Origin of the sequence: Mesorhizobium sp. M1A.F.Ca.IN.020.04.1.1 (genome assembly GCF_003997315.1) — a bacterium.
In the GTDB taxonomy this organism is placed as follows: Bacteria; Pseudomonadota; Alphaproteobacteria; order Rhizobiales; family Rhizobiaceae; genus Mesorhizobium.
The window spans coordinates 20,149-45,070 of the sequence record NZ_RZSN01000003.1; the positions used below are offsets into that span (position 1 = coordinate 20,149).

22 protein-coding genes are annotated in these 24,922 nt (G+C 64.3%); 9 read left to right on the forward strand and 13 right to left on the reverse strand.

Translation table 11 applies throughout. From position 1 onward, the window contains the following. The first annotated feature begins 30 nt into the window (after nt 1–30). A complete protein-coding gene (locus EOA49_RS01645; protein WP_127215624.1) occupies nt 31–915 on the forward strand; it encodes a LysR substrate-binding domain-containing protein in 885 nt (294 codons plus the stop codon). A 17-nt stretch (nt 916–932) separates the two neighbouring features. On the opposite strand, the gene EOA49_RS01650 is transcribed toward EOA49_RS01645, so the two are convergent. The 8 genes from EOA49_RS01650 to argH all read right to left on the reverse strand — a co-directional run bounded on the left by EOA49_RS01650 (nt 933) and on the right by argH (nt 8,995). Further along, nucleotides 933–1,535, reverse strand: coding sequence for a 2-hydroxychromene-2-carboxylate isomerase (locus EOA49_RS01650; RefSeq protein ID WP_127240090.1), 603 nt, complete (start codon nt 1,533–1,535; stop codon nt 933–935). 87 nt (nt 1,536–1,622) lie between these two features. Continuing rightward, entirely contained in the window at nt 1,623–1,988 is a 366-nt protein-coding gene (locus EOA49_RS01655) for a glyoxalase superfamily protein (RefSeq protein WP_127240089.1), read from the reverse strand. A gap of 23 nt (nt 1,989–2,011) precedes the next feature. After that, nucleotides 2,012–4,609: a TIGR02302 family protein gene (locus EOA49_RS01660; RefSeq protein WP_127240088.1), complete on the reverse strand. Its 2,598-nt coding sequence runs from the start codon at nt 4,607–4,609 to the stop codon at nt 2,012–2,014. 113 nt (nt 4,610–4,722) lie between these two features. Then, complete coding sequence (locus tag EOA49_RS01665) at nt 4,723–5,664, reverse strand: threonine/serine dehydratase (protein ID WP_127240087.1); 942 nt, start codon at nt 5,662–5,664, stop codon at nt 4,723–4,725. Nucleotides 5,665–5,698: 34 nt separating this feature from the next. After that, entirely contained in the window at nt 5,699–6,967 is a 1,269-nt protein-coding gene (gene lysA / locus EOA49_RS01670; RefSeq protein WP_095823973.1) for a diaminopimelate decarboxylase, read from the reverse strand. Between the two features lie 52 nt (nt 6,968–7,019). Further along, nucleotides 7,020–7,226 (reverse strand): lipoprotein, encoded by a 207-nt coding sequence (locus EOA49_RS01675; protein WP_066990222.1) that lies wholly within the window; start codon nt 7,224–7,226, stop codon nt 7,020–7,022. A gap of 93 nt (nt 7,227–7,319) precedes the next feature. After that, nucleotides 7,320–7,583 carry a hypothetical protein gene (locus EOA49_RS01680; RefSeq protein WP_127240086.1) on the reverse strand — a complete coding sequence of 88 codons (264 nt, stop codon included), beginning with the start codon at nt 7,581–7,583 and terminating at the stop codon, nt 7,320–7,322. A gap of 11 nt (nt 7,584–7,594) precedes the next feature. Next, entirely contained in the window at nt 7,595–8,995 is a 1,401-nt protein-coding gene (gene argH, locus EOA49_RS01685; RefSeq protein ID WP_127240085.1) for an argininosuccinate lyase, read from the reverse strand. 36 nt (nt 8,996–9,031) lie between these two features. Between argH and EOA49_RS01690 the strand changes: the two genes are divergently transcribed. Next, nucleotides 9,032–9,721: a TlpA disulfide reductase family protein gene (locus tag EOA49_RS01690; RefSeq protein WP_067319108.1), complete on the forward strand. Its 690-nt coding sequence runs from the start codon at nt 9,032–9,034 to the stop codon at nt 9,719–9,721. On the opposite strand, the gene EOA49_RS01695 is transcribed toward EOA49_RS01690, so the two are convergent. Beyond that, nucleotides 9,713–12,145: an EAL domain-containing protein gene (locus tag EOA49_RS01695; protein ID WP_127240084.1), complete on the reverse strand. Its 2,433-nt coding sequence runs from the start codon at nt 12,143–12,145 to the stop codon at nt 9,713–9,715. The genes EOA49_RS01690 and EOA49_RS01695 overlap by 9 nt on opposite strands. A gap of 327 nt (nt 12,146–12,472) precedes the next feature. Here EOA49_RS01695 and ugpB point away from each other — a divergent pair, with 327 nt between their 5' ends. The 4 genes from ugpB (at nt 12,473) to EOA49_RS01715 (ending at nt 16,684) form a co-directional block, all read left to right on the forward strand. Further along, nucleotides 12,473–13,783 (forward strand): sn-glycerol-3-phosphate ABC transporter substrate-binding protein UgpB, encoded by a 1,311-nt coding sequence (ugpB, locus tag EOA49_RS01700; protein WP_066990210.1) that lies wholly within the window; start codon nt 12,473–12,475, stop codon nt 13,781–13,783. 70 nt (nt 13,784–13,853) lie between these two features. Then, nucleotides 13,854–14,738, forward strand: a complete 885-nt coding sequence (gene ugpA / locus EOA49_RS01705) for a sn-glycerol-3-phosphate ABC transporter permease UgpA (protein ID WP_067319653.1) — start codon at nt 13,854–13,856, stop codon at nt 14,736–14,738. Between the two features lie 8 nt (nt 14,739–14,746). Then, on the forward strand, nt 14,747–15,595 hold the full coding sequence (gene ugpE / locus EOA49_RS01710; RefSeq protein ID WP_127240083.1) for a sn-glycerol-3-phosphate ABC transporter permease UgpE: 849 nt from the start codon (nt 14,747–14,749) through the stop codon (nt 15,593–15,595). Nucleotides 15,596–15,601: 6 nt separating this feature from the next. Continuing rightward, nucleotides 15,602–16,684, forward strand: a complete 1,083-nt coding sequence (locus tag EOA49_RS01715; protein WP_127240082.1) for a sn-glycerol-3-phosphate import ATP-binding protein UgpC — start codon at nt 15,602–15,604, stop codon at nt 16,682–16,684. Nucleotides 16,685–16,691: 7 nt separating this feature from the next. Here EOA49_RS01715 and EOA49_RS01720 read toward each other — a convergent pair whose 3' ends face one another. The 3 genes from EOA49_RS01720 to EOA49_RS01730 form a co-directional block, all read right to left on the reverse strand. Continuing rightward, a complete protein-coding gene (locus EOA49_RS01720; RefSeq protein WP_067319100.1) occupies nt 16,692–17,774 on the reverse strand; it encodes an ABC transporter ATP-binding protein in 1,083 nt (360 codons plus the stop codon). After that, nucleotides 17,771–19,342: an iron ABC transporter permease gene (locus EOA49_RS01725; RefSeq protein WP_127240081.1), complete on the reverse strand. Its 1,572-nt coding sequence runs from the start codon at nt 19,340–19,342 to the stop codon at nt 17,771–17,773. Before EOA49_RS01725 ends, EOA49_RS01720 begins: the two co-directional genes overlap by 4 nt. A 161-nt stretch (nt 19,343–19,503) precedes the next feature. Then, on the reverse strand, nt 19,504–20,511 hold the full coding sequence (locus EOA49_RS01730; RefSeq protein WP_127243009.1) for an iron ABC transporter substrate-binding protein: 1,008 nt from the start codon (nt 20,509–20,511) through the stop codon (nt 19,504–19,506). Nucleotides 20,512–20,715: 204 nt separating this feature from the next. On the opposite strand from EOA49_RS01730, the gene EOA49_RS01735 reads away from it, so the two are divergent. From EOA49_RS01735 to EOA49_RS01745, 3 genes are all read left to right on the forward strand, one after another. Then, the gene (locus EOA49_RS01735; RefSeq protein ID WP_066990192.1) at nt 20,716–21,252 is read left to right on the forward strand and encodes a sigma-70 family RNA polymerase sigma factor; all 537 of its coding nucleotides are present in this window, start codon (nt 20,716–20,718) and stop codon (nt 21,250–21,252) included. Between the two features lies 1 nt (nt 21,253). Then, nucleotides 21,254–21,892, forward strand: coding sequence for an NrsF family protein (locus tag EOA49_RS01740; protein WP_127243011.1), 639 nt, complete (start codon nt 21,254–21,256; stop codon nt 21,890–21,892). A gap of 132 nt (nt 21,893–22,024) precedes the next feature. Further along, the gene (locus tag EOA49_RS01745; RefSeq protein ID WP_245460483.1) at nt 22,025–23,986 is read left to right on the forward strand and encodes a PAS domain S-box protein; all 1,962 of its coding nucleotides are present in this window, start codon (nt 22,025–22,027) and stop codon (nt 23,984–23,986) included. Between the two features lie 31 nt (nt 23,987–24,017). Here the strand turns inward: EOA49_RS01745 and EOA49_RS01750 are convergent, their stop codons facing one another. After that, nucleotides 24,018–24,896, reverse strand: coding sequence for a 3-hydroxybutyryl-CoA dehydrogenase (locus tag EOA49_RS01750; RefSeq protein WP_066990182.1), 879 nt, complete (start codon nt 24,894–24,896; stop codon nt 24,018–24,020). Between the last annotated feature and the right edge of the window lie 26 nt (nt 24,897–24,922).

The window sequence follows — 24,922 nt, forward strand, 5'->3', positions numbered from 1 at the left end:
CAGCAATCAAAATTTCTTATGGCGGCATCGATGAAGCCCACCCTCGACAGCGACCTCCTGCGCACCTTCGTGGCGGTGGCCGAGACCGGCAATTTCACCAAGGCGGCGGAAAAGGCCGGACGCACCCAGTCGGCGGTGTCCATGCAGATGAAAAAGCTGGAAGACATGGTGGGCGACAGCCTGTTCGAGCGCGGCTCTCGCGGGGTGGCGCTGACACGCCGCGGCGGCGAGCTCATCACCAACGCCCGCCGCATCGTCTCGCTGCTCGACGAGACGGCGGCATCGCTGGTCGCGCCGCCGCTCGGCGGGCTGGTGCGCATCGGCATTCCTGCCGAATACGGGCGGTCAATCTTGTCGCGGGCACTTGGCGAATTCGCCAAACGCCACCCGCGCGTGGAGGTCACGGTGCGTTACGCGCATTCCGACTCGCAGGTGAGGGCGCTTGCGGCCGGCGAACTCGACCTTGCGGTGGTGTTCGAGTGGGAAGGTTTTTCCGGCGGCGATGTGCTGATGCACGATCCCACGGTATGGGTGACGTCAACGCTGCATCACATGCATGAGGAACGGCCGGTGCCGATCGCGCTTTACAGCCGCAATGGCTGGTGTCGGGACTTCGCGATCAAGTCGCTGCAGCAGCGCGGCCTCGACTACCGCGTCGCCTACACCAGCGACACCAATGGCGGCCTGACGCTGGCGGTCACTTCTGGCCTGGCGATCGCACCGATCTCGCGCAGCAACATCCCGCCCGATTGCCGCGAACTGACCGCCGCCGACGGCTTCGGCGACATCGATTCCTCGAATGTGGTGCTTCACCGCAATCCGCTGGCGACGGGCGAAGCGATCGACGGGATGGAAAACGCGATCCGCGAGGCTTTCATGCTGACCAGGCAGGCACAGGCAACAGCCAGTCTTTGACGTACGAAACGGTCCGCTCAATCCGGCGGTCCGCTCTCCATCTGCTTGAGCCATCGCATGGCATCCTCAAGGCGATCGTCGCCCCAGAACAATTCGCCGTCGACGACGAAGCTCGGCGAGCCGAAGATGCCGAGCGCCTTGGCCTGCTCCGTCGCGGCCGCGAGCTCGGCCTTGGCGTCATCGCTGTCGGCCCGCCGAAGAACCGGCTCTGCTTTCTGTCCGGCTTTCTCGATGCTAGCCGAAATGTTTGGCTCGCTACCAGCCGGCTCACCCATTTCAAACCAGCGCCGGTACGTTTCCCGGGCATAGGCTTCGCACCAGCCCTCGCGCGCCGCGATGAGAGCCACGCGATTGGCGCGTTCGAGCTCGGCCAGCGGGTAGGGGGCCGGCAGTTTCGGCACCATCCTGTACATCGCCGCTCGGCGCTCGATGTCGCGCCACATATAAGCGGCCTTCGCCGGCTTCTTGGCAAAGGGAATGTTGTCCATCTCGATCATGATGGCGCGCACATTGAAGGGTCGCCAGCGGAACTCGATGCCGGTCTCAGCCGCAACCTCGGCGAGACGCATCACCGAAAGATAGGTGTAGGTGCTGCCGATGGAGAACCAGAAGTCGATCATCGCCAGTCTCCCTTGACGATGACGATACCGGCAGGCAGCGCGGCCTGCAATGCGTGTGGCGAGAGCGACCTGCGGCTGCCCGCTACCTCAGTCTCTTTCGAAAAAGGTCAGGCGATTGCCGAACGGATCGATCACCGTGACCTCCTTCGTCTGCCAAGGCGTCGTCTCGAGGCCCGGCCTGTTGAAGCGGTAGTTCTTGGCCTTGAACTCGCGATGCAGCTCAATGATGCCGGTCGCTTCGATGCGTATATTGGCACCGGGCGAGCCGTCGCCATGATGCTCGCTCAAATGCAGCTCGCAGCCGTCGCGGGCGACGCCCATATAGAGCGGCGCGTTGTCGTCGAAGCGATGCTCGAAGCGGACCTCGAAACCGAGGAAGTTGAGATAGAACTCTCGCGCCTTGACGGTATCGAACGTGCGCAGGATCGGCGTGACGGTTCCAAGCTTCGGCATGTCGGCGGTGACCGGTGTGGGCGCTATTTCAGTTCGAGCAGGCGTTCGAGGTAGCTGCGCTCGATGTCCGGGCTGAGCGCGTTGCCGAGGCGCTTGCGGATCGCTTCGAGGATCTGGCGGGCGCGCTGCACGTCGATCTCGTCGGGCACCTTGACGGAGTTGCCGTCGTCGGGGCCCTTCGTGGCGCGCGGCCGGCCAAGCGGGTCGCGGTCGGCGTCCTGCTGACGTCCGCCCTGTTCGCTGCCGCCCTGGTCGCCCTGCATGGCCTGCATCTGCTTCATCATCTCCTTGGCGCCGCGGCGCAGCGCCTCCAGCGCGCGGCCCTGGTGGCCGACCGCTTGGTCGCCTTCGCCTTCGCCCAGCGCCTGCTCGGCATCGCCCATGGATTTGCCGGCCTCGCCAAAGCCCTCATTGGGCTGCATGCCCATGCCTTCGAGGCCCTTCTTCAGCTTGTCGAGCTCGCTCTGCAGTTGGCCCTGACCCTCCTGCAGCTGCTTCAGCGCATCCGCGAATTCCTGCGGCGTCATCTGCTTCGGCCGGCCGAGCGGGTCGCGGTCATCGCCGGGCTTCTGCCCGTCCTGCGACTGCTCGCCATCCTCGCCCAGCTGCTCGTCGCGATTTGCACCGCGCTGGCGATCGCCGCGCTGCATCTGATCGAGGCGGAAGGTATCGTTCATCATCTCCTGCTGGCGCCGCATGATCTCGCCCAGCTTGTCCATCTGCTGGCGCATCTCGCTGTCCTGCTCGCCGGCCTGCTGCTGGCGGCCGGCCTGCAGGTTGTTCATCATGTCCTGCAGTTCCGACAACAACTGCTGGGCCCGGTCTCGGTCGCCGGATTTGGCGAGATTCTCGATCTCGTCCATCATCCGGTTGATGTCGCTCTGGCGCAGTTCCCGACCGTTCTGCTGCATCTGCGGCGCGTTCGGGTTCTGCTGGGCGCGCTGGGCGAATTCCTGCAGGAACTGGTTCATCGCCTCGCGAAGTTCCTTCATCGCCTTTTCGAGCTCTTCGTCGCTGGCGCCGTTTTTGATGGCGTCCTGTAGCGCCTGCTGCGCCTGGCGCAGCCGACGCTCGGCGGCCGACAGATTGCCTTCCTCGATGCCGAGCGCGATCTCCCACAGATAAGCCACCTCGTTGCGCAGCTGGTCGTCGTTCTCGGCAAGCTTCAGCCGGCTCCTGGCGCTCATGATCGCGAGGTAATGCGACATGTTGTCGAAAGTATCCTCCGGGCGCAGGGTGATCGCGTCCATAAGGTCGAGCACGCGCGGCTTGGCGTTGGCGTCGAGCGCCAACAGGCGGCGCTGCTCGATCACAGCGCGGGCCAGCGGATTGGAGAAGGGCCGCTCCGGCATCACCAGCGTCCTGGTCTCGCTGGTGGCGGTATGGCCGGCATCGTCGGTGGCGGTCAGCGTCAGCTTGATGGTGCTGCCGGCCCAGACATGCTCGGTCAGATCCTTGGTCGTCTTGGCGGCGTTCGCCTTGCCGCCGCGGCGCGGCAGCGTCAGCGGCATGTCGGGCGGGCCATAGAGCGGATGTGCACTGGCCGGCAGCGGCTCAGACAGCTCGAAGACGGCCTTGGCGGAGGCCGCGCCATAGTCGTCGTCGATCTGGTAGTTGAGCTCGACGGCGCCATTGACGGCACGCTTGGGCTCGCCGACGAAACGGATCGTCGGCGGTTTGTCCGGGATGATGGCGAAGGCCCAGTGGCCGAGATCGTCCTCGCCGGACTTGAGCCGCAGCGTGCCGTTGGTGTTCAGCCTGCCGGAGAACTGGCGCACTTTGAGCCCGGCTGGGGACCCCGGCTGTGCCGCGGCTGGCGTGGCGCCCTTCGGCGCAACCGGTTCGATGGCGCGATCATTGCCGTTCGCGTCGGCATAGCTCAGCGTTTCTTCGCCGGTTCCGCCAGTGACGCGCAGCGAGACGTCGCTGCCCTCAGGGACGCTGAAGACCTGCGCGGCCTGGTTGACGTCGGCGGTCAAGAACAGCGGCGGCTTGCCGGTATAGGAAGGCGGCGTCACCCAGGCATCGATGCGGGGCGGCACGCTATCGCGCGCGGCGCTGGCGACGAAGCCGTCGCTGATCCTGCCGCCGAAAGGTCCGAACGAGAAGGCAAAAGCGGTGACGAACAGCAGCCCCACCACAGCCCGCAGGCCCCAGCGGTCGTAATCCGGCACGCTTGTGCGCGGCCTGTCGCCGCCCAGGTCGGAGAGCCGCTCGGCCATGCGCTTCTGGTGCTCGCGCCACAGCGCCTGCGAGAAGAGGCTCTCCGCGCCGCTCGGCCGGTCGGTCTGCACCTGCACGGGGCTGTGCAGCAGCTCGTTCGCTGCCTCGATGCGCCGGTCGACCTCGGCGGCGGACGGAATGCGGAAGAAGCGCAGCGCAAAGAGCGCGGCGAGCGCCGAGATGGAGAAGAGGATCAGGAGGCCGATCCGCGCCAGATCCGGCAGGCGCTGGAACAAGCCCAGCCACGAGACACTGAGGAACAGGCCGGCGACCACCGCCAGCGGCAACAGCAACGGCCAGCCGCGCTCGAAGATCATCGAGGCCCGCGTCGCCAGCCGGCTCAAGGCAAGGCGCCCGGCCAGACCGCGTTCGCCGCTGGAAATGGGTCGTTCCGTCATCGGCCCTTCCTGCCCGGGCAGGATCGCCCGGACCTCATGAGCAGAGGATAACACCAAACACGGCGAAGGCGAGGCGGGTTCCAAAATCTGTGACGGGTTCGCCGCCTTTACGATCAGAAATTCGCGGGATTCGTGTTGGATCCGCAGACCAGGACAGCCACGCGCTCGCCGGGAGCCGGCACGTAGCGGCCGGAAAGCATCGCGGCAAAGGCAGCGGCTCCGCCCGGCTCGGCGATGATTCGCGCCCGGTCCCAGAGCGCTTTCTGCGCCGCCACGATGTCGTCGTCGCTGACCAGGATCGAGCGCTCGACGAAAGCTTTCGCGATCGGGAACATCATTTCGCCGACGCGCTTCGGCGCCAGCGAATCGGCGGCGATGCCCTCGGCCGGTGCATCGACCGGCTTGCCGGCTTCGAAGGCGCGGTGAAGCGTCGGCGCGCCCTCGGGCTCGATGGCGATGATGCGGATGCGGCCAGCGAACCAGGCGGCGATCCCGCCGATCAGGCCGCCGCCGCCGACCGCGACAAGCAGTGTGTCGATCTGCGGCAGATCGGCTTCGATCTCGAGCCCGAGAGTGCCTTGGCCGATGAGCGTCTCTTCCTGGTTGAAGGCGTGGATCTGCAGGGCGCCGGTTCGTTCGGCAAAATCCTCGCTGGCAGCCAGCGCCTCGGCATAGCGCGCACCGCCGACCACCAGCTCGGCGCCATAGCTGCGGATGCGCTCGAGCTTTGCCGGCGGGCTGACCTCGGGCACGAAGATGGTGGCCCTGTGCCCGAGCTTCATGGCGGCATAGGCGACGGCGGCGCCATGATTGCCGCCGGAGGCGGCGACCACACCCGCTGCGGGCACCTGCCGCTCGAGCAGGTTGGTGAATGCGCCGCGCGCCTTGAACGAGCCGGAATGCTGCAGACATTCGAGCTTCAGATCGACCGGAAAGGCCGGCCGGCCGAAGTCAGCCATGTCGACGCGCATTACCGGCGTGTGGCGGACGAACGGGCGGATGTGCAGTTCCACCGCGGCGATGCGTCCGCGCGTGATAGCTCCAGTCTCCAGCATGGCTTGCTCCTTTGAGCGCGGGACCCTCGTGCTTCTATTTCAGCCACTCGGGCAATGAATCCAGCCCGATCAACTCCTCATGGGTCGGGCGCGGCCGCACGACGTGAAAACGGTCGCCGTCGACCAGCACTTCCGGCACCAGCAGCCTTGTGTTGTAGGTGCCGGCCTGCACGGCGCCGTAAGCTCCAGCGGTGGCGACGGCGATGAGGTCGCCAGGATTCAGCCTGGGGAGGTCGCGGTCGAGGCCGAGGAAATCGCCTGTCTCGCAGACCGGCCCGACGATATCGACCGTCATGCGCGGCGTGGCGGCCGGCGGCTGCACCACCGGCTTGATATCATGGAAGGCGTCGTAGAGCGTCGGCCGGATCAGGTCGTTCATGGCGGCGTCGACGACGAGGAAGTTCTTGGCGTCGCCTTCCTTCACATAGATCACTTCCGAGACCAGGATGCCGGCATTGCCGACGATCAGCCGGCCAGGCTCGAACATCACCTTCAGGCCGAGCCGGGTGACATGCTTCCTGACGATCTCGGCATAGGCGTCGGGCAAGGGCGGCGGGCTGTTGTCGACGCGGTACGGAATGCCGAGGCCGCCGCCGAGATCGACATGCTCGATTGAATGCCCGTCGGCGCGCAGCACGCCGACCAGTTCCACCAGCAGCGCGAAAGCGTCGTCGAAAGGCTGCAGCTCGGTGATCTGGCTGCCGATATGGGTGTCGATGCCGGTGACCTTGATGCCCGGCAGCTCCGCCGCGCGGGCATAGACCTGGCGCGCCCGCTGCCACGGGATGCCGAACTTGTTCTCGGCCTTGCCGGTGGAGATCTTCTTGTGGGTCCTGGCGTCGACGTCCGGGTTGATGCGCAGCGAGACGGGTGCCACCTTGCCGAGCGCTGTGGCGCGCGCCGACAGCAGTTCGAGTTCGGGTTCGGACTCGACGTTGAAGCAGAGGATGCCGGCATTGAGAGCGAAGTCCATTTCCCGCGCGGTCTTGCCGACGCCGGAAAACAGGATCTTGCTCGCGGGGATGCCGGCGGCCAAGGCGCGCCGCAGTTCACCTTCCGACACCACGTCGGCGCCGGCGCCTTGTCTTGCCAAGGTCTTCAGCACGGCCTGGTTGGAATTCGCCTTCATGGCGTAGCAGACCAGCGCGTCGAGACCGGCAAAAGCTTCCTTGAAGACGCGGAAATGCCTGGTCAGGGTCGCGGTCGAATAGCAGTAAAACGGCGTGCCGACGCTGGCGGCGATATCGGGGATTGCCACATCCTCGGCGTAGAGAACGCCGTCGCGGTAGTCGAAATGGTTCACGGGGAGAGGTCCGAAAATTGGAGCGCGATGAGATCGGATGATCTCCTCGGCTCTAGAGCAAGGGGTCGAGAATGAACTTCTTGTCCTTGACCGGTTTCTCAGGCTCGGGCGGCAGCGGCTGTTTGGCTCGCTCCGCATCCTTGCGCGCCTGCACTGCAGCCTCGTAAGGCGTATCGAGGCCGCCTCTCCTGCCGCAGGCCGTGACGGTGACAACCGCCGCCAGCAGCGCGAGCGTCACCAAAATCCTGCCTCGGGTCATCGATCCATCCGTTCGAAACTGTTTTGTCCAGCCGCGCTTTTAGCCGAGTTTTCGGCGCATTGCATCCCGGCAAAATCAAGCCCCAAGAATTCGTTATTCGTCCAGCCGACGGACATAAACGCCAAACTCGGACGTGGCGGAAAAATGGAAACTTCCGGCGCTTCTTGGTCCCATCCCGAAGCCGTCGTTGGCTTTCTCATCAGCGACTGCAAGGAGAAGTTCTGCGAGAAGGTGCAGCGCTCGCTTTGAACCTTGTATGAGGATCGTTGGATCCCCACCGTCCTCGTCGGAAAGAAGAGCCAGGCTCAGGTTGGATTTCTGGTGGCTGTAGCGTTCTAAAATCTTGTCAGTTTGCATCAATCAGCCTTTCACGCCTTGGCCAAGCGCTTTTTCCAGTAGCGGATTTGCTTCCTCACTTCCGACGGAGCGGTGCCGCCGAAGCTTACGCGGCTCTTCACCGAATTCTGCACGGCGAGCACCGAGAAGATGTCGTCGGTGATGCCGGGATGGATCGAGCGCAGGTCCTCCAACGAGAGCTTTTCCAGCCCGACCTTCTTCTCCTCGGCAAGGGCGACGGCGCGGCCGGTGACGTGATGGGCCTCGCGGAAGGGCAGGCCGAGATTGCGCACCAGCCAGTCGGCGAGGTCGGTGGCGGTGGCGTGACCGGCGCCGGCGGCCTTCTTCATGGCGGCCGTGTTCACGGTCATGTCGCGCACCATGCCGGTGGTCGCCGCCAGCATCAGGTCGAGCGTCTCGGCGGCGTCAAAGACCGATTCCTTGTCCTCCTGCATGTCCTTGCCGTAGGTCAGCGGCATGCCCTTCATGACCGTCAGCAGGCCGACCAGATGGCCGTTGATGCGGCCGGTCTTGCCGCGTACCAGCTCCGCGGCGTCGGGGTTCTTCTTCTGTGGCATGATCGAGGAGCCGGTGGAGAAGGAATCCGACAGCCGGATGAACCCGAATTGCGGCGTCGACCAGATGATGATCTCCTCGGCGAGCCGCGACAAATGCGTGCCGCAGATCGCGGCGATCGACAGAAATTCGAGCGCGAAGTCGCGGTCCGACACGCTGTCCAACGAATTGCGCATCGGCTCGCGGAAGCCGAGCGCCTTCGCCGACATATGGCGGTCGATGGAAAAGCTCGTGCCGGCCAGCGCGGCGGCGCCCAGCGGGCTTTCGTCCATGCGCTCGATGGCGTCGCGGACACGTGACAGATCGCGGCCGAACATCTCGACATAAGCCATGCAATGATGACCGAAGGTCACCGGCTGCGCGGCCTGCATATGGGTGAAGCCGGGCATTACCGTCGCGGCGTGCTCCTCGGCGCGCTCGAGAAAGGCGCCGATGAGGTCCTTCAGCGCCTGGGCGACGCGCTGGCATTCCTCCTTGACCCAGAGTTTCAGATCGACCGCCACCTGATCGTTGCGCGAGCGGGCGGTATGCAGGCGGCCGGCAGCCGACCCGATCAGATCGGCCAGACGCGCCTCGACATTCATATGGATGTCTTCGAGCTTGGTCGAGAATTCGAATTTCCCGGCCTCGATCTCTTTCAGGATCGTGTTCAGGCCGTGAGCGATTTTTTCTTGATCGGCGGCCGAAATAATGCCCGTTTCAGCCAACATCTCGCTGTGGGCGATCGAGCCGCGGATGTCCTGCGCGTAGAGTTTGCGGTCGAAGGCGATCGATGCGTTGATCGCTTCCATGATCGCGGCCGGACCCGAGGCAAAACGTCCGCCCCACATCTGGTTGCTAGCCTTCTTGTCGCTCATCGCTATAACCCGTGCTCCGGAGCAGTTTTTAAGAAAATGGCAGACGGCAATAAATTCTTCCCGGCCCCGCGCCTCATCCTCGCCGCGCTTGTAGCGGGCGTGCTGGCCGGCGCGGTCGCGGTATATGTCAGCGAGAGCGGTTCTGGCAACAACGCGCCGGATCAGGTTGCCGCGGCCAGCACCGGCAAGGACGACGTCGCTTGCAAGGCGAAGGCCGAACGGGCCAAGCAGGTTGCGGCAAAGGCCGTCGGTCAGGTCGCGGCACTGCAGCCGGCGGATCCGCCGCAATCGCTGAAGGGACTCGCCTTCAACGGACCCGACGGCAAGCCGACGACGATCGCCGGCCATGCCGGCAAGACGGTGCTGCTCAATCTGTGGGCGACATGGTGCGCGCCCTGCCGCGCCGAAATGCCGGCGCTCGATGCGTTGCAGAAGGAAAAAGGCGGCAACACTTTCGAGGTCGTCGCGGTCAATGTCGACACCGGCGATGACGCCAAGCCGAAAAAGTTCCTGAAGGAGATCGGCATCGAGACGCTCGGCTACTACCGGGATGCGACAATGGGCCTGTTCAACGAGGCCAAGACGCGCGGGCTGGCGCTTGGCCTGCCGGTGACGATGCTGATCGACGGCGAAGGCTGCCTGATCGCACATATGAACGGACCGGCGGAATGGTCGAGTCCCGACGCCAAGCGACTGGTGGAAGCCGCGCTCGGTCCGTCAAGCTGAGCGCGCGGCGGCGGGCTCGAGCATGAGGATGCGGCCGCCGCGGGCCTCGACAGCATCCATGGCCGCCGGCGCCGGCACGCCGGTCAGTTCGCTGAAGGTTTCGATCGGGCCTGGCCTGCCGAGATAGTATCCCTGGCCGATCTCGCAGTCCTCGGCATCGAGGAAGCGCAATTCGTCCAGCGTCTCGACGCCTTCGGCCAGCACCGGCAGGCCGAGGCCGCGCCCCAGTCCAAGCACGGCGCGCACGATGGCCGCGACCTGGCCGTTCCTGTCGACCGACTTGATGAACGAGCCGTCGATCTTGATCTTGTCGAAGGGAAAGGCGCGGAGATTGGAAAGCGATGAATAGCCGGTTCCAAAATCGTCCATCGCGACGCGGATACCAAGCGCCTTGACCTGCCGCAGGGTCGCCAGCGCCCGGGGCATATCCTTGATAAGGGCCGTCTCGGTCACTTCAAGCTCCAGCCGTCCGGCCGGAAGTCCCGAACGCAGCAGGATCTCGTGCACTTTGCGGCTGAAATTCGGGTTGTGGAGTTGCACCGCGGAGACATTGACGGCGATGGTCAGCGGAGTTTTCCAGCACACGGCTTCCTCGCAGGCCGTCGCCAGCACCCATTCGCCGATCTGGGCGATGGCGCCGCTGTCTTCGGCGACCGGGATGAAGACCGACGGCGGGATGTTGCCGCGCTCCGGATGATGCCAGCGGATCAAGGCTTCGAAGCCGATCATCTTGCCGCTGCTGATCTCTTTTTGCGGCTGATAGACCAGCCGGAACTCGCCGCGCGCAACCGCCTGGCGCAGATCGTGCTCCATGGCGCGCCTGTCGCGCGTCTCGGCACCCATCGAAGCCTCGAAATAGCGATAAGTGTCCTTGCCCTCGGCCTTGGCGCGGTAGAGCGCGGTGTCGGCATGGCTTACCAGCGCCGCCTGCTCGTCGGCGTCCAGCGGGAAAAGAGCAATGCCGATGCTGGCCGACACCAGCTCGCCGCCGGGCGACAGTTGGCTCTCTTGGCGCAGCTTGGAAAGCACCGCCTCGGCGATGCGGCCTGCGGCCTGCGGGTCGGGAAGGTTCGGCGCGATGATGGCGAACTCGTCGCCGCCGAGGCGGGCGAGCATCTGCCCATGGCGGAGCACGCCCGAACCGCATTGCGCCACCCTCTGCAGCACTGCATCGCCGGCCGCATGACCGAAGAGGTCGTTGACCTCCTTGAAGCGGTCGAGATCGAGAAGCATCAGCGCGAGCTGCCCGTCCTTGCCGCTCGCCGTGGCGATCTCGGCCTCGAGCCGGCTGGTGAAGCTGCGGCGATTGGCAAGCCCGGTTAGCGGATCGAAATGCGCCAGGCGAAGGATCTCCTGCTCGGCCTTCTTGCGCTCGCGCATGTCGCGGACGGCGACGACGTCGTGAGGCTTGCCGCAATAGTCGATGCTGCGGGCGATCAGCTCGACCGGAATGCGGGTGCCGTCCTGGCTGCGCAGCTCGGCTTCCTGCGCCTGACCGCTGCCGCCGGCGATGGCTGAGGCAACGCGTTCGCCGAAGAGGTCGCTGAGCGTCATCACGTTCAGCGTGCCGGGCGCGATGCCGCTCAGCGCCGCGATGCTGTCGTTGGCGCTGACGATGCGGCTGCCGTCGCAAACGATCAGCCCCTCGACCGCCGCGTTGGCCAGGCCGTGCATGCGCTGCGCTTCCGCCTGATGCCGGCGGAACCGCAGGTCGATGCGGAGCGCCGCGGCCGAGAGCACCAGAATGACCAGGCTTGCCGCCGCAGCGGCAAAGGCTTGCGACATCGGCGCGATGGTGAATTTTGAGATCTCTATCGAGGAGTCCGGATAGATCGAGACCGCCGCCATGGCGATAAAATGCAGTGTGCAGATGGCCAGTGTGAGCAAGACGGCGGCAGCGATCGTCGTAAGCGTCGACGGGCGGCAAAGCACGACGAGCAGCGAAAGCGCGGCAAGCGTGACGCCCGCCGCCAGCGAAAGAGCGACGAGCAGCTCGTTCCAGACGATCCTGCCCTGGACCTCGAACGCCGCCATGCCGGTATAGTGCATCACGGCGATGCCGACGCCGAGCACGGCGCCGCCGACAAGATAGTGATCAATGCCGCCGCGGATGGTGGCGATCCACATTCCGGCCGCTGTCAGAACTACGGAGGCGGCCAGCGAAAGCGCGGAAAGCTCCGCGTTATAGGCGTTGGGTATTCCCGGCGTGAAGGCGATCATGGCGACGAAATGCGTCGCCCAGATACCGAATCCGGTCGCCGTGGCTGCAATCAACAGCCATGCGTAGCGATTTCGACTGGTCGATTGCTCGACATGGTGAAGAAGATTGACCGCCGAGAAAGAGGAAATTCCGCAGATGAGCGCCGCAAGTGCGACCAACCTCAGATCGTGCTCGTGCACGATGCAATTATAGACGGTCAACATTTGGCCCCACCTGATCTTCCCGCATCAATCAAGTTAAGATTGCTTAAGGCCCGACGGCTGAAGAATCGATTAGTGGACCTGCAACCGACGCGTGTGCCTCAGGTTGTAAAGGACGGATAAGGTTGGGCCGGCTGTCGCAATACGATGGTTGGAGTCGCTCAAATCCTAAGCCGGCAAGCAATCTGCCCGGCCGTGACCGATGCACGTTAATTTAGGATCAGATGATGTTCATCGACGCATAACAAAACCGTTGTCCGATTGTCATGCGCAACACATACTGGTTCTGCGGAAGCCCCCCTTTCGCCAATCACAACGGGAGATGAAAACATGAAGCTCTTCGGCTTCGCGGCAGGTGTTGCCGCTACCTTGACCCTGCTTTCCACCACGTCCGCTTTCGCTGTCACGCAGATCAGCTGGTGGCATGCGATGACGGGCGCCAATGCGGAAGTCGTCGACAAGATCTCGAAGGACTTCAACGCCAGCCAAAGCGACTACCAGATCGTTCCGGTCTTCAAGGGCACCTATCCCGAGACGCTGAATGCAGGCATCGCCGCGTTCCGCGCCGGCCAGGCGCCGGACATCATCCAGGTGTTCGATGTCGGCACCGGCGTCATGATGGCGGCCGAGAGCGCGATCAAACCCGTGGCCGAAGTTTTGACGGGCGCGGGGATGACGTTCGATAAGAGCCAGTATCTGCCCGGCATTGTCGGCTACTATTCGAAGCCGGACGGCACCATGTTGTCTTTCCCTTACAATTCCTCCTCGCCGATCCTCTACTACAACAAGGACATCTTTCAGAAGGCCGGCCTCGACGTGAACAACCCGCCTAAGACCTGGAACGAGGTCTGGGAAGCGGCGAAGAAGATCAAGGCGAGCGGCGCGGCCCCTTGCGGCTACACCTCGACCTGGCTGACCTGGATCCATCTGGAAAATTTTGCCGCCTGGAATAATGTTTCCTGGGCGACCCAGCAGAACGGACTGGCCGGCGGCGACGTCGAGCTCAAGATCAATGCGCCGATTTTCGTCAACCACTTTCAGGCGCTGGCTGACCTCGCCAAGGATGGCACTTTCAAATATGGCGGGCGAACCTCCGAAGCCAAGCAGATCTTCCTCGCCGGAGAATGCGGCATTTTTACCGAGTCGTCGGGCGGGCTCGGCGATATCGTCAAGTCGGGTATGAACTACGGCATCGGCCAACTGCCGTATGACAGCGATGCCAAGGGTGCGCCGCAGAACACGACCCCCGGCGGCGCAAGCCTCTGGGTTTTCAGCGGCAAATCCGATGCGGAGTACAAGGGCGTCGCGGCCTTCTTCGCCTATCTCTCCAAGACCGAGGTGCAGGAATATCTGCACCAGAAGTCGGGCTACCTGCCGGTGACGCTGGCAGCCTATGAGGCGACCAAGAAGTCCGGCTTCTACGACAAGAACCCGGGCCGCGAGACACCGATCCTGCAGATGACCGGCAAGGCGCCGACCGAAAATTCGAAGGGTGTGCGCCTGCCCAACCTGCCTCAGGTGCGCGATATCCAGAACGAGGAGTTCGAGAAGATGCTGGCCGGCCAGGAAACGGCCCAGCAGGCGCTCGACAATGCCGTCTCGCGCGGCAACGCGGCGATCAAGGACGCGTTGGGCAACTAAACCTGGCCGAGGATGAAACGTCGCCCGCGCGGATCGGCGCGGGCGATCCTTGCTTGACGAGGAAACCAAGCTGACCCCGCGCGTCGTTTTCCCCAACAAAGTCCTGCCTTACCTGCTTGTGGCGCCGCAACTCGCCATAACACTGGTTTTCTTCTATTGGCCGGCCGGGCAGGCGCTCTACCAGTCCATGCTCAGGCAGGATCCATTCGGGCTAAAGAGCAAGTTCGTCTGGTTTGCCAATTTCCGCAAAGTGCTTGCCGATCCGGCCTATCTCAACTCGATCAAGGTAACGGTGGTATTTTCGCTTGCGACCGCAATCGTGGCGATGGCAGTGGCGTTGCTGCTTGCCGTAATGGCGGAAAAAGTGGTGCGCGGGAAAGCGCTCTACCGCACACTGATGATCTGGCCCTATGCGGTGGCGCCGGCGATCGCCGGCATGTTGTGGCTGTTCCTGTTCAACCCTTCGATCGGCTCGCTATCCTACGTGCTGAGAAGTCTCGGCATAGCCTGGGATCCGTTGCTCAACGGCAGTCACGCCATGATCCTTTTGGTTTCCGCCGCAGCATGGAAGCAGATCAGCTACAATTTCCTGTTCTTCGTCGCCGGGCTGCAGGCGGTGCCGAAGACGCTGATCGAGGCGGCGGCGATGGACGGCGCTCGCGAGACCAAGCGTTTCTGGACCATCATCTTCCCGCTGCTCGCGCCGACGACCTTCTTCCTGCTGGTCGTCAACACTGTCTATGCCCTGTTCGACACGTTCGGCATCGTCCATGCCGTCACCGGCGGCGGACCGGGCAAGACCACCGAGACGTTGGTCTACAAGGTCTACAATGACGGCTTCGTCAACCTGATCCTCGGCGACTCGGCGGCGCAGTCGGTGATCCTGATGGTCATCGTCATCGCGCTCACCGCCATCCAGTTCCGCTATGTGGAACGCAAGGTCCACTACGGCTGAGGCAAGCGATGATCGGCCAGTCCCCGTTGCGTGTCCTGATCGCCCATGCCGCTCTCATTCTCGGCATTTTGATCGTTGCATTTCCCATCTACTACACATTCGTGGCCTCGACACAGACGCTGCAGACGATTCTCAGGCCGCCCCTGCCGCTGCTGCCCGGTGACCAGCTCTGGAACAATTACAGCGGGGCCTTGTTCGGCGGTGTCGGGCGAATCGGCGGCGTCAGCGTCGGCAGGCTGCTTCTCAACACGACGGTCATGGCGCTCGGCGTCGCGGTCGGGAAGATCTTCATCTCGATCCTATCGGCCTATGCCATCGTGTTCTTTCGTTTCCCGCTGCGCATGACCTTCTTCTGGCTGATCTTCATCACTCTGATGCTGCCCGTCGAGGTCCGCATCCTGCCGACCTACAAGGTGATGGTCGACCTCGGCATGATCGACACCTATGCCGGTCTGATCATCCCGCTGATCGCCTCGGCCACGGCCACGCTGTTGTTCAGACAGTTCTTCATGACCATCCCGGGCGAGCTCATCGAGGCGGCGCGCGTCGATGGCGCCGGGCCGTGGCGCTTCTTCTTCGATATACTCCTGCCGCTGTCGCGCACCAACATCGCGGCGCTGTTCGTCATCCTTTTCATCTATGGCTGGACGCAATATCTGTGGCCGCTGCTGGTCACCAACAGCAACGACATGAACACCATCGTCATCGCGCTGAAGAAGATGGTTTCCTTCGCCGATGCCGATACCCAGTGGCACCTTGTGATGGTCACCGCGATGCTGGCCATCGTGCCGCCGATCCTTGTCGTGGTGCTGATGCAGCGCTGGTTCGTGCGCGGCCTGGTCGAATCCGAGAAGTGAGGAGCGATGGCGACGGTTGATCTCAATGATGTGAGGAAGGTCTATGCCGGCGGCGTCGAGGCCGTGAAAGGCGTTTCGATCGCCATTCCGGACAAGCAGCTTTGCGTGCTGGTCGGTCCCTCCGGCTGCGGCAAATCGACGTTGCTCAGGATGATCGCCGGACTCGAGACCATCTCGTCCGGAACGGTTGCGATCGACGGCAAGATCGTCAATGCGATCGGGCCGACCGAACGCGACATTGCGATGGTCTTCCAGAATTACGCGCTCTACCCGCATATGAAGGTCTACGACAACATGGCCTATGGCCTGCGTAATCGCGGCACGCCGAAAGCCGAGATCGACAGCAGAGTGCGTTCAACTGCCAAGGTGCTGGAATTGTCGGGACTGCTCGACCGGCGCCCTCGCGAGCTTTCCGGCGGCCAGCGACAGCGCGTCGCCATGGGCCGGGCGATCGTGCGCAATCCGAAAGTCTTCCTGTTCGACGAACCGCTCTCCAACCTCGACGCCAAGCTGCGCGGCCAGATGCGGGTCGAGATCAAGAGCCTGCAGCGCAGGCTCGGCGTCACTTCGGTCTATGTCACCCACGACCAGCTCGAGGCGATGACGCTAGCCGACATGCTTGTCGTCATGAATGCGGGGCTGGTCGAGCAGATCGGCGTTCCTCTCGACATTTACGAGAAGCCGGCCTCGACATTCGTCGCGTCCTTCATTGGCGCGCCGCCGATGAACCTGCTCTCACTGAGCACAGAAAGTTCTGCAACTGAGCTGGAAGGAAAGTTGCTTGGGCTTGCCCCGCCCGGCGGGCAGGCGGCAATGCTAGGCTTCAGGCCCGAGGACGCCGAACTCGTCGCCGATGCCGAGGACCGATCCGGGGCGCTGATGCTGCCCGCAACGGTCGAGGCCGTGGAGCCGGTCGGCGCGGAAACCTTCCTGCACTGCTCGGCTGCCGGCAATAATATCGTGGTACGGGTCGGCGGCCGCACGGCGGCAAAGCCCGGCGACAAGTTGCGCATCACCGCCACAGCCGAGAAGTTGCACTGGTTCGATCGGGGCGGCAGGCGCCTCGGCAGCACAAGCCCCTCCTCTTGACTCAGCTTCAGGCAAACACATGCGCCTTGCCGGTCACCGTGAGGCGCACGATCTCGCCGACCTCCGGCACGTCCATGCCGGTCTTGCGCAGGACGAGCGGTGTGTTGCCGATCGCGGCCGCATCCGGCGGATCCGGGCTATTGAGCAGCCGCACGGCGATGGTGCAGACCGAGCCGGCGAATTCGGAGTCCGTCACCTCGCCGAACAGCATGTCCGGCGTCCCCGACATGCCTTCGCGGGAGGTTCGTTTAAGCACCACCTGCTCGGGCCTGAGCATGATACGGGCGACGTCGCGCCGCTCGGTGATGTCGACCGCGATGCGGCCGAGCGGCGATATGGCAAAGCCGTCGGCGATCTTGGCCGGCACGATGATGGCGTCGCCGAGGAACTCGGCAACCATCCTGTCCCTGGGCTGGAAGTAGAGCTCGCGCGGCGTGCCGACTTGCGAGAACAAGCCGTCGCGCATGACGGCCACCTGGCTGGCGAAGGACAGCGCCTCGGCCTGATCGTGGGTGACCAGGATGGTGGTGATGCCCGCATCCTCCAGAAGCTCGGCCACAGCCTTGCGCATCGAGGCCCGGAGGCCGGTGTCGAGCGCCGAGAACGGCTCGTCGAGCAGCATCAGCCGGGGTTTCATCGCCATGGCACGGGCAAGCGCGACACGCTGCTGCTGGCCGCCGGAAAGCTCGTGCGGACGGCGCTTCAGGATCGCCTTGTCAAGCCCGACGATATAGGCGAGCTCGACAATGTGCTCGGCGCGCTTCTCGGCGCTTCGGGGCATGCCGAAGCCGATATTGTCGGCGATGGTAAGATGCGGGAAGAGGGCGCCGTCCTGCGCCACCACGCCGATGCCGCGGCGATGCGCCGGCACCGCGGCCCCGCCATTGGCGAGCAGCTTGCCGTCGAGCGCGATGCGGCCGCGGTCTGGCGCCTCGAAGCCGGCGATCAGCCTCAGCAAGGTGGTCTTGCCGCAGCCGGAGGGTCCGACGATCGCGGTGCGGCTGCCGCTTTCGACGGTGAGGTCGACGCCGGCAAGTGCTGCCACCGGGCCATAATGTTTTGCTACGTCGCGGAGTTCGAGGAAGCTCATCGGCCGGCCATCCGCTTTGACTGGACGTAGAGCACCCAGGTCATGGGCAGCGACATCGCCACCATGATCAAGGCGTAAGGGGCGGCCGAGGCGTAGTCGATCTCGCCGCTGTAGGACCAGAACGCCATCGCAAGGGTGCGGGTGCCGTTCGGCGCCAGCATCTGCGTGGCGGTCAATTCATTGGTGATGCCGAGCGCCACCATCGCCATCCCGGCCGCCGCACCCGGCGCCGACAGCCGGATCGTGGTCGACCATAGCGCCCTGAGCGGCGGGCGGCCGAGGCTCGAGGCCGCGCGTTCGAGTTCCACCGGCGCCTGGGCGATCGAGGCGCGCAGGCTGACCAGCGCGCGCGGCAGGAACATCAGCGCATAGCCGAAAAGGATGGTGAAGAGCGTCTGATAGAGCGGCAAGGCGACGCGTACGGTGATGGTCACCAGCGCCAGCGCGACGACCACACCCGGCAGCGAGCCGACGATGTAGTTGCAGCTCTCGAGCAGGCGCTGCAAGCGGCCGGGCGCACGGATCGAGATCCAGGCCATGGGCATCGCGGCGACCGTGGCAAGCAGCGCGCCGGCGACGGCGAGGACCAGCGTCTGGCCGAGCGCCAGGCTGATCTCGTCCCAACGCCAGACGTCGGCGCCACCGGCAAGCAGCCAGCGGCCGACGGTCACAAAGGGCACGCCGAGCGTGAGCAGCGCAGTGCTGGCGGGCAGCAGGAAGCAAGGCAGCGTGGCGCGGCCGAGGGCGACACGCTGCTGCTGGCGCGCCGCCCCGGAGCCGACGCGGGCATAACGCTCCTCACCACGCACGATCACCTCCACGCCAAGCAGCACGAAGCAGCAGGCGACCAGCACGGCGGCGAGCATGTTCGCCGCCGCGCCGTTGAAGGTCGACTGGAACTGGTCGACGATCGCGGTGGTGAAGGTATCGAAGCGGATGAAGACATAAAGCCCGTATTCGGCAAGCAGGTGCAGGCCAACCAGCAGCGAACCGCCACAGATGGCCAGCCTCAACTGCGGCAGCACGACACGCGCGAAGACGCGCCAGGGTCCGAGGCCCAGCGCTGCGGCGGCATCTTCCAGCGCCGGGTCAAGCCGGCGCAGCGCCGCTGCGATCGGCAGATAGAGAAACGGGAAATAGGCGATGACGGAGACGAGCACGCCGGCCCAGAGCCCGTGCAGGCCGGGGATCAGGCTGATCCAGGCGTAACTGTGGACGAAGGCGGGAATTGCCAAGGGCGCCACCGACAGCCACGACCACCAACGGTTGCCGGGAAGGTCGCTGCGCTCGGTCAGCCAGGCAAGCGCCACCGACAGCGCGATGGCGATCGGGACGGCCAGGACGACAAGCAGGATGGTGTTGACCAGGAGCGCGCCGACGCGAGGCCGAAAGATCAGCGCCACCACCGTGTCCCATCCCGTCTGGATGCCCACCCAGACAATGAAGGCAAGCGGCAGGAGAGCGATCAGCGAGACGATGGCGGCCGCAAGCGTAATCCACGACGTGGACCGCCGGCTCTGCCTTGCGGCAGCCGGCGGCCCCGAATGCGTGAGGTCGATCGCGGACATCAGCCGGAATGCACCGCCTGGAGACGATCTGATGAACCGCGAACGCGGTCGGAAACGCAGATGATCGTCATCGACGAGGCCATCTCCAAAACAAAAGCGCTCCCGCGGAAAGCGAATTCCGGCGGGAGCACGGTCGGTTGTCCTTTTAGGACGAACGCGGACTAAAGCAAGCCGGCTTGCGTCATCAGGTCGATGACCTTCTTCGAGTTCAGGTGCGTCGGATCGATCTTGGGCGCCTGCAGATCGGCCAGCGGCACGAGCTTCGGGTTCGACATGGCATCCTTGCCGACCGCGTATTCATAAGAGGTCCCGGTTTTCAAAACCTCCTGGCCGGCCTTGCCGGTGACCCACTTCAAGAAAGCCTGGGCTTCCTTCGGATGCTTGCTCGAGGCCAGCACGCCGCCGCCAGAGATCGACACGAACGCGCCCGGGTCCTGGTTCTTGAAATAATGCAGGCCGACATTCTTGCTGTTCTCGCCGGTCTTCGCCTGGTCGCCGAAATAGTAGTAGTGGTAGATCACGCCGCCATCGATCTCCCCGGCATTGACCGCCTTCATCACCGTATTGTTGCCCTTGTAGGCGGTGAAGTTCTCCTTCATGGCCTTCAGCCAGTCGGAAGTCGCGGCTTCACCTTTGAGCTCGAGCATCGCGCTGACGATGGCCTGGAAATCGGCGCCGGACGGCGAGGCGGCCCACCGGCCCTTCCAGCTCGGATCGGCAAGGTCGAGCAGCGACTTGGGCAGCTGGCCTTCCTTGAGCTTGTCCTTGTTGTAGGCAAAGACGGTGCTGCGCGCGGCGACGCCCACCCATTTGCCGCTCGAAGGCTGGTATTCCTGCGGAACCTGAGCGAGGGTGTCGGCATCCACCGGCGCGAACAGGCCGGCCGCCTCGACCAGCGCCATTGCAGGCGAATTCTCTGTCAGGAACACGTCGGCCGGCGAGGCAGCACCCTCGGCAACGATCTGGTTGGAGAAATCGCTGTCGCCGCCGTTGCGCAGCGTGACCTTGATGCCGGTTTCCTTGGTGAAGCCCTTCGCCCATTCCTTGGCCAGGCTTTCATGCTGGGCGTTGTAGACGATGATGCCTGCATCCTCCGCCATGGCCGGTCCGGCGATCAGGCCGAGGGCCAGCGCGGCGGCGCCGGCAAGAGTGGAAAAGGCAGTTTTCATGGGCATCGTCCTCAAATCTGGAGACAGGGGTTCGGGCTCAGGCGCACCTATAAATACCTGATTACGATAGTCAACATTCCGGCCTGCTTCAATCGGTCGCCGTGCCGCAAACTTTCGTGATTTTCCGGTACTTTGGCTTGGACATTATTTCGCCGGACACGTAACAGACCAGGGCCGAGACGCGAACATCGGGGGTAAACTCTTGTGACCGGCAAGGACGAGGCCGAGCTTTCCCGGCTGCTCAGGGCCGCGATCGCGGGAGACGAAAGGGCTTACGCCGACTTTCTTCACCGGATAGCCGCTCTCGTTCGCGGCTTCGTCCGGCGCAAGATCGTCCAGGGCGGGGTCGACCCCGAGGATGTCGTGCAGGAAACCTTGCTGGCCATTCACGTCAAACGGCACACGTGGCGAGAAGACGCGCCGGTGCTGCCATGGGTCTATGCGATCGCCCGCTTCAAGCTGATCGATGCATTCCGCAGGCGCGGCCGTCGCATCGAGGTCGAGATCGACGAGATCGCAGAGACGTTCGCCGAGCCGGAAGCGGAGACGGTGAGCGAGCGCGACATAAACCGGGCCCTGGACGGCTTGCCGCCCTCGCAGCGTTCCGTGGTTTCCTCGATCTCGGTCGACGGCCATTCGATCGGCGAAACGGCGGTCAAGCTCGGCATCAGCGAGACGGCGGTGCGCGTGTCGCTGCATCGCGGCCTTGCCGCGATCGCCAAAAGGTTCGGACGACGGTGACATGAGAACCGAGGACCTCATAAAGGCGCTCGACGCCGATGCCCGCAACAAGGCGATGCCGCTTGGCCTCGCCTGGTGGCTGGCCGTCGGCGTGGCGGTTGTGGTCGCGGCGGTGGTCTTTTTCATGACCATCGGTCCGCGCCCGGACATCATGCCGGCCATGCATACGATGCGCTTCATGTCGAAGTTCGTCTTCACCTTGGCGCTCACGAGCAGCGCATTCGCTCTGATCCGAGCCCTGTCGACGCCCGGTGCGGCGAGCAGGCGAGCGAAACTATGGACGCTCGCCGCGCCTGCGCTCGTCGTGATCGCGGTCATCCTGGAGCTTTTCGTCGTGCCGGAGGCGGACTGGGGCAGGCGGCTCGTGGGTTCCAACATGATGATCTGCATGAGCTTTATCCCGTTGATCGGCATCGGTCCCCTGGCTATCTTCCTCGGCATGCTGCGCTATGGCGCGCCGACGCGGCCGGTGTTGGCCGGCGCGGTCGCGGGCCTGCTCGCGGGCGGCTTGGCGGCGACCTTCTATGCCGCGCATTGCTTCGACGATTCGCCGCTGTTCGTCGCCACCTGGTACACGATCGCGATCGCGTTCCTCACCGCGCTCGGCGCGCTTGGCGGACGGTTTTTCGTCCGCTGGTAGGATTACACACCGATCCTTAATCATGCCGGCAATTGCTTTGCCGGTTAGCGGCGTGGCCGCCGCAGCTTACAACCATTCCTTAAAATCGATCCGCCAGGGTTGTGGCAGTTGCGCATGGGGTGGGATCGCATTGTGGCGTGGTTGAGTTGGAAAGGTCCGCGGGCCGGCAAGCGCGCTGTGCTCGCCTTGATGGCGGCAGGGCTTATCACCCTGATGGCGTCGGTCCTGTTGCCGGCGCTGGAGCTCGGTGCGGACGCGCTGAAGTTCTGCCTACAGATATCGGTCGCCGTCACCGCCGTGACGCTCTTTGTCTCGGCGCTGTTCATCCGCAGGATCATCGACGACCGCCGGCAGATTGCCGAGAGCGAGCAGCGCTTTCGCCGCGCGATGGAAGATTCGGCGATCGGCGTCGCCATCGTCGGCCTCGACGGCCGCATCCTTCAGACCAATCCCGCCTTCGCGGCGATGCTCGGCTACAGCCGGGCGGAAATCGAGGCGCTGACCTTCTTCCAGATCACGCATCCCGACGATCTGCAGATCGGCCGTGAGACGATGATCGCGCTGAAAGAGGGAAAGATCGATTCCTTTCATTTCGAGAAGCGCTACCTCAAGAAGGACGGCACTCCGGTCTGGGCGCAGCTCGCGGGCTCGGTCATTCGCGAAGACGAGACCGGCAAGCCGCTCTATCTTGTGTCGCAGATCGAGGACATCGATGCGCGCAAGCAGGCCGAAGCGCGCATCGCCGAAGCCGAGACGCGTTGGAATTTCGCGCTGACCAGCGCCGGACAAGGCGTCTGGAGCCTCGACATGCGCAAGGGCGGCACGACTTACTCCGAAACCTGGGTCAGAATGCTGGGCTATGACGATGGCGAGCTGGACGGCGACCCCGACCGCTGGCTGACGATGATCCACCCGGACGACCGCCAAATCGTCGCCGAGGCGGACCGGGCGCATCTTGACGGCGAGACGGCCTTCTTCGAGGCCGAGTTCCGGATGCGCCACAAGGACGGCCATTGGGTCTGGATCCTCGACCGCGGCAAGGCGATCGAACGCGACCGCGAGGGCCGGCTGATCCGGGCGATCGGCAGCTTGACCGATATCACGGAGCGCAAGGAGGCCGAAGAACGGCGCAAGGTCTCGGCGGCGATGCTCGCCGACGAAAAGGAGCGGCTCAGGGTGACGCTGCAATCGATCGGCGACGCGGTGATCTGCACCGATGCCGCGAACCGCGTCACCTTCATGAATCCGGTCGCCGAAAAGCTCACCGGCATTGCCAGCGGCGAGGCGCTCGGCAAGGTGCTCGGCGATGTCTACTGGGCGGTCGACGAGGAAACCGGGCAGAGGATCGGCCTGACACGATCTTCGGCCGCCGACCGCCATCATTGCGATCAGAACGCCCGCGCCGTGCTCATCAGGCGCGACGACACGCGCTGCAGCATCCGCCAAATGGTGTCGCCGATCATGAACGACCGCGACGAGTTCTGCGGGCTGGTCATCGTCTTCCAGGATTTCACCGACGCGCGCGCCCTGCAGCGCCAGCTTGCTTATGCCGCGGCCCATGACGCGCTGACCGGGCTCGCCAACCGCCCAAGCTTCATCCGCACGATGGAGGAGCTGGTCGATCGGTGCCGGTTGAATGGCGGCGAGCATCAGTTCATGTTCGTCGACCTCGACCACTTCAAGGCGGTCAACGACACTGGCGGCCACGCGGCGGGCGATGCGCTGCTGAAGCGCGTCGCCGACGCCATCCGCAACGTGCTCGGGCCGGAAGATATCGTCGCCCGTCTCGGCGGCGACGAGTTCGCGGTCATACTGAAATCGGGCGCGCCGGCGCGAGCGACGGTCGCGGCGCGTTGCATCATCGAAGCCATCCGCAACCTGGGCTTCAGCTGGGACGGCCGTCCGCATTCGATCGCCGCCAGCATCGGGCTTGCGCCGATCCGCGCCGGCTGCGGCGAGGTGGATGAGATCATCGCCCGCGCCGATGCCGCCTGCTATGCCGCCAAGGCGGCCGGCCGCGGCTGCGTTTCGGCAGCACCCGATGAAGTTTCGAAGGACGAGGCGGCGCCCCTGCCGCTTGCCGCGGCATCCTGAACGCCGCGCAGTGAGCGTTCAGTCGTGGGGCTCAGCGCGTCGGCACCGGATGGTCGCCGCGATAGTCGTAGAAGCCGCGGCCGGTCTTGCGGCCGAGCCAGCCGGCCTCGACATATTTCACCAGCAGCGGGCAGGGGCGATACTTGGAGTCCGACAGGCCCTCATGCAGCACCTGCATGATCGACAGGCAGGTGTCGAGACCGATGAAGTCGGCCAGTTGTAGCGGCCCCATCGGATGGTTGGCGCCGAGCCGCATGGCGGTGTCGATGGCGTCCACCGTGCCGACGCCCTCATAGAGCGTGTAGATCGCCTCGTTGATCATGGGCAACAGGATGCGGTTGACGATGAAGGCCGGGAAATCCTCCGAAACGGTGATCGTCTTGTCGAGCCTGTTCACGAAGGTCTTGGCGGCCTCGAACGTCTGGTCCTCGGTGGCGATGCCGCGCACCAGCTCGACCAGCTTCATCACCGGCACCGGGTTCATGAAATGTATGCCGATGAAGCGCTCAGGCCGGTCGGTCTGCGCGGCGAGCCGGGTGATCGAGATCGAGGAGGTGTTGGTCGCGAGAATCGCCTCCGGATTGAGCTGCGGGCAGAGTTGGGCGTAGATCTTGCGCTTGACCGTCTCATCCTCGGTCGCCGCCTCGATGACGAGGTCGGCGGCGGCAAGATCGGCCATGGCGGACGCCGATGAGATGCGGGCCATCGCCTCGTTGCGCGCCTTCTCCTCGAGCTTTCCCGAACCGACCTGACGGGCCATGTTGCCGCTGATCGTGGCGATGCCCTTCTCGACCCGGTCGGGCGAGATGTCGTGGATCAGGACCTTGTAGCCGGCCAGCGCCGAGACGTGGGCGATACCGCCCCCCATTTGACCTGCGCCGACAATGCCGATCGTCTCGATCTTGCTCATTACCCCAATCCCGTCTGGAGCATTTC

Coding starts and splice junctions, on each gene's coding strand:
- ugpB (WP_066990210.1), top strand. CDS start 12,473: ATGAAGCTCTTCGGCTTCGCGGCAGGTGTTGCCGCTACCTTGACCCTG.
- argH (WP_127240085.1), bottom strand. CDS start 8,995: ATGAGCGACAAGAAGGCTAGCAACCAGATGTGGGGCGGACGTTTTGCC.
- ugpE (WP_127240083.1), top strand. CDS start 14,747: ATGATCGGCCAGTCCCCGTTGCGTGTCCTGATCGCCCATGCCGCTCTC.
- EOA49_RS01715 (WP_127240082.1), top strand. CDS start 15,602: ATGGCGACGGTTGATCTCAATGATGTGAGGAAGGTCTATGCCGGCGGC.
- EOA49_RS01695 (WP_127240084.1), bottom strand. CDS start 12,145: ATGTTGACCGTCTATAATTGCATCGTGCACGAGCACGATCTGAGGTTG.
- EOA49_RS01730 (WP_127243009.1), bottom strand. CDS start 20,511: ATGAAAACTGCCTTTTCCACTCTTGCCGGCGCCGCCGCGCTGGCCCTC.
- EOA49_RS01690 (WP_067319108.1), top strand. CDS start 9,032: ATGGCAGACGGCAATAAATTCTTCCCGGCCCCGCGCCTCATCCTCGCC.
- EOA49_RS01660 (WP_127240088.1), bottom strand. CDS start 4,609: ATGACGGAACGACCCATTTCCAGCGGCGAACGCGGTCTGGCCGGGCGC.
- EOA49_RS01675 (WP_066990222.1), bottom strand. CDS start 7,226: ATGACCCGAGGCAGGATTTTGGTGACGCTCGCGCTGCTGGCGGCGGTT.
- EOA49_RS01665 (WP_127240087.1), bottom strand. CDS start 5,664: ATGCTGGAGACTGGAGCTATCACGCGCGGACGCATCGCCGCGGTGGAA.
- EOA49_RS01655 (WP_127240089.1), bottom strand. CDS start 1,988: ATGCCGAAGCTTGGAACCGTCACGCCGATCCTGCGCACGTTCGATACC.
- EOA49_RS01680 (WP_127240086.1), bottom strand. CDS start 7,583: ATGCAAACTGACAAGATTTTAGAACGCTACAGCCACCAGAAATCCAAC.
- EOA49_RS01725 (WP_127240081.1), bottom strand. CDS start 19,342: ATGTCCGCGATCGACCTCACGCATTCGGGGCCGCCGGCTGCCGCAAGG.
- EOA49_RS01750 (WP_066990182.1), bottom strand. CDS start 24,896: ATGAGCAAGATCGAGACGATCGGCATTGTCGGCGCAGGTCAAATGGGG.
- EOA49_RS01720 (WP_067319100.1), bottom strand. CDS start 17,774: ATGAGCTTCCTCGAACTCCGCGACGTAGCAAAACATTATGGCCCGGTG.
- EOA49_RS01650 (WP_127240090.1), bottom strand. CDS start 1,535: ATGATCGACTTCTGGTTCTCCATCGGCAGCACCTACACCTATCTTTCG.
- EOA49_RS01740 (WP_127243011.1), top strand. CDS start 21,254: ATGAGAACCGAGGACCTCATAAAGGCGCTCGACGCCGATGCCCGCAAC.
- EOA49_RS01645 (WP_127215624.1), top strand. CDS start 31: ATGAAGCCCACCCTCGACAGCGACCTCCTGCGCACCTTCGTGGCGGTG.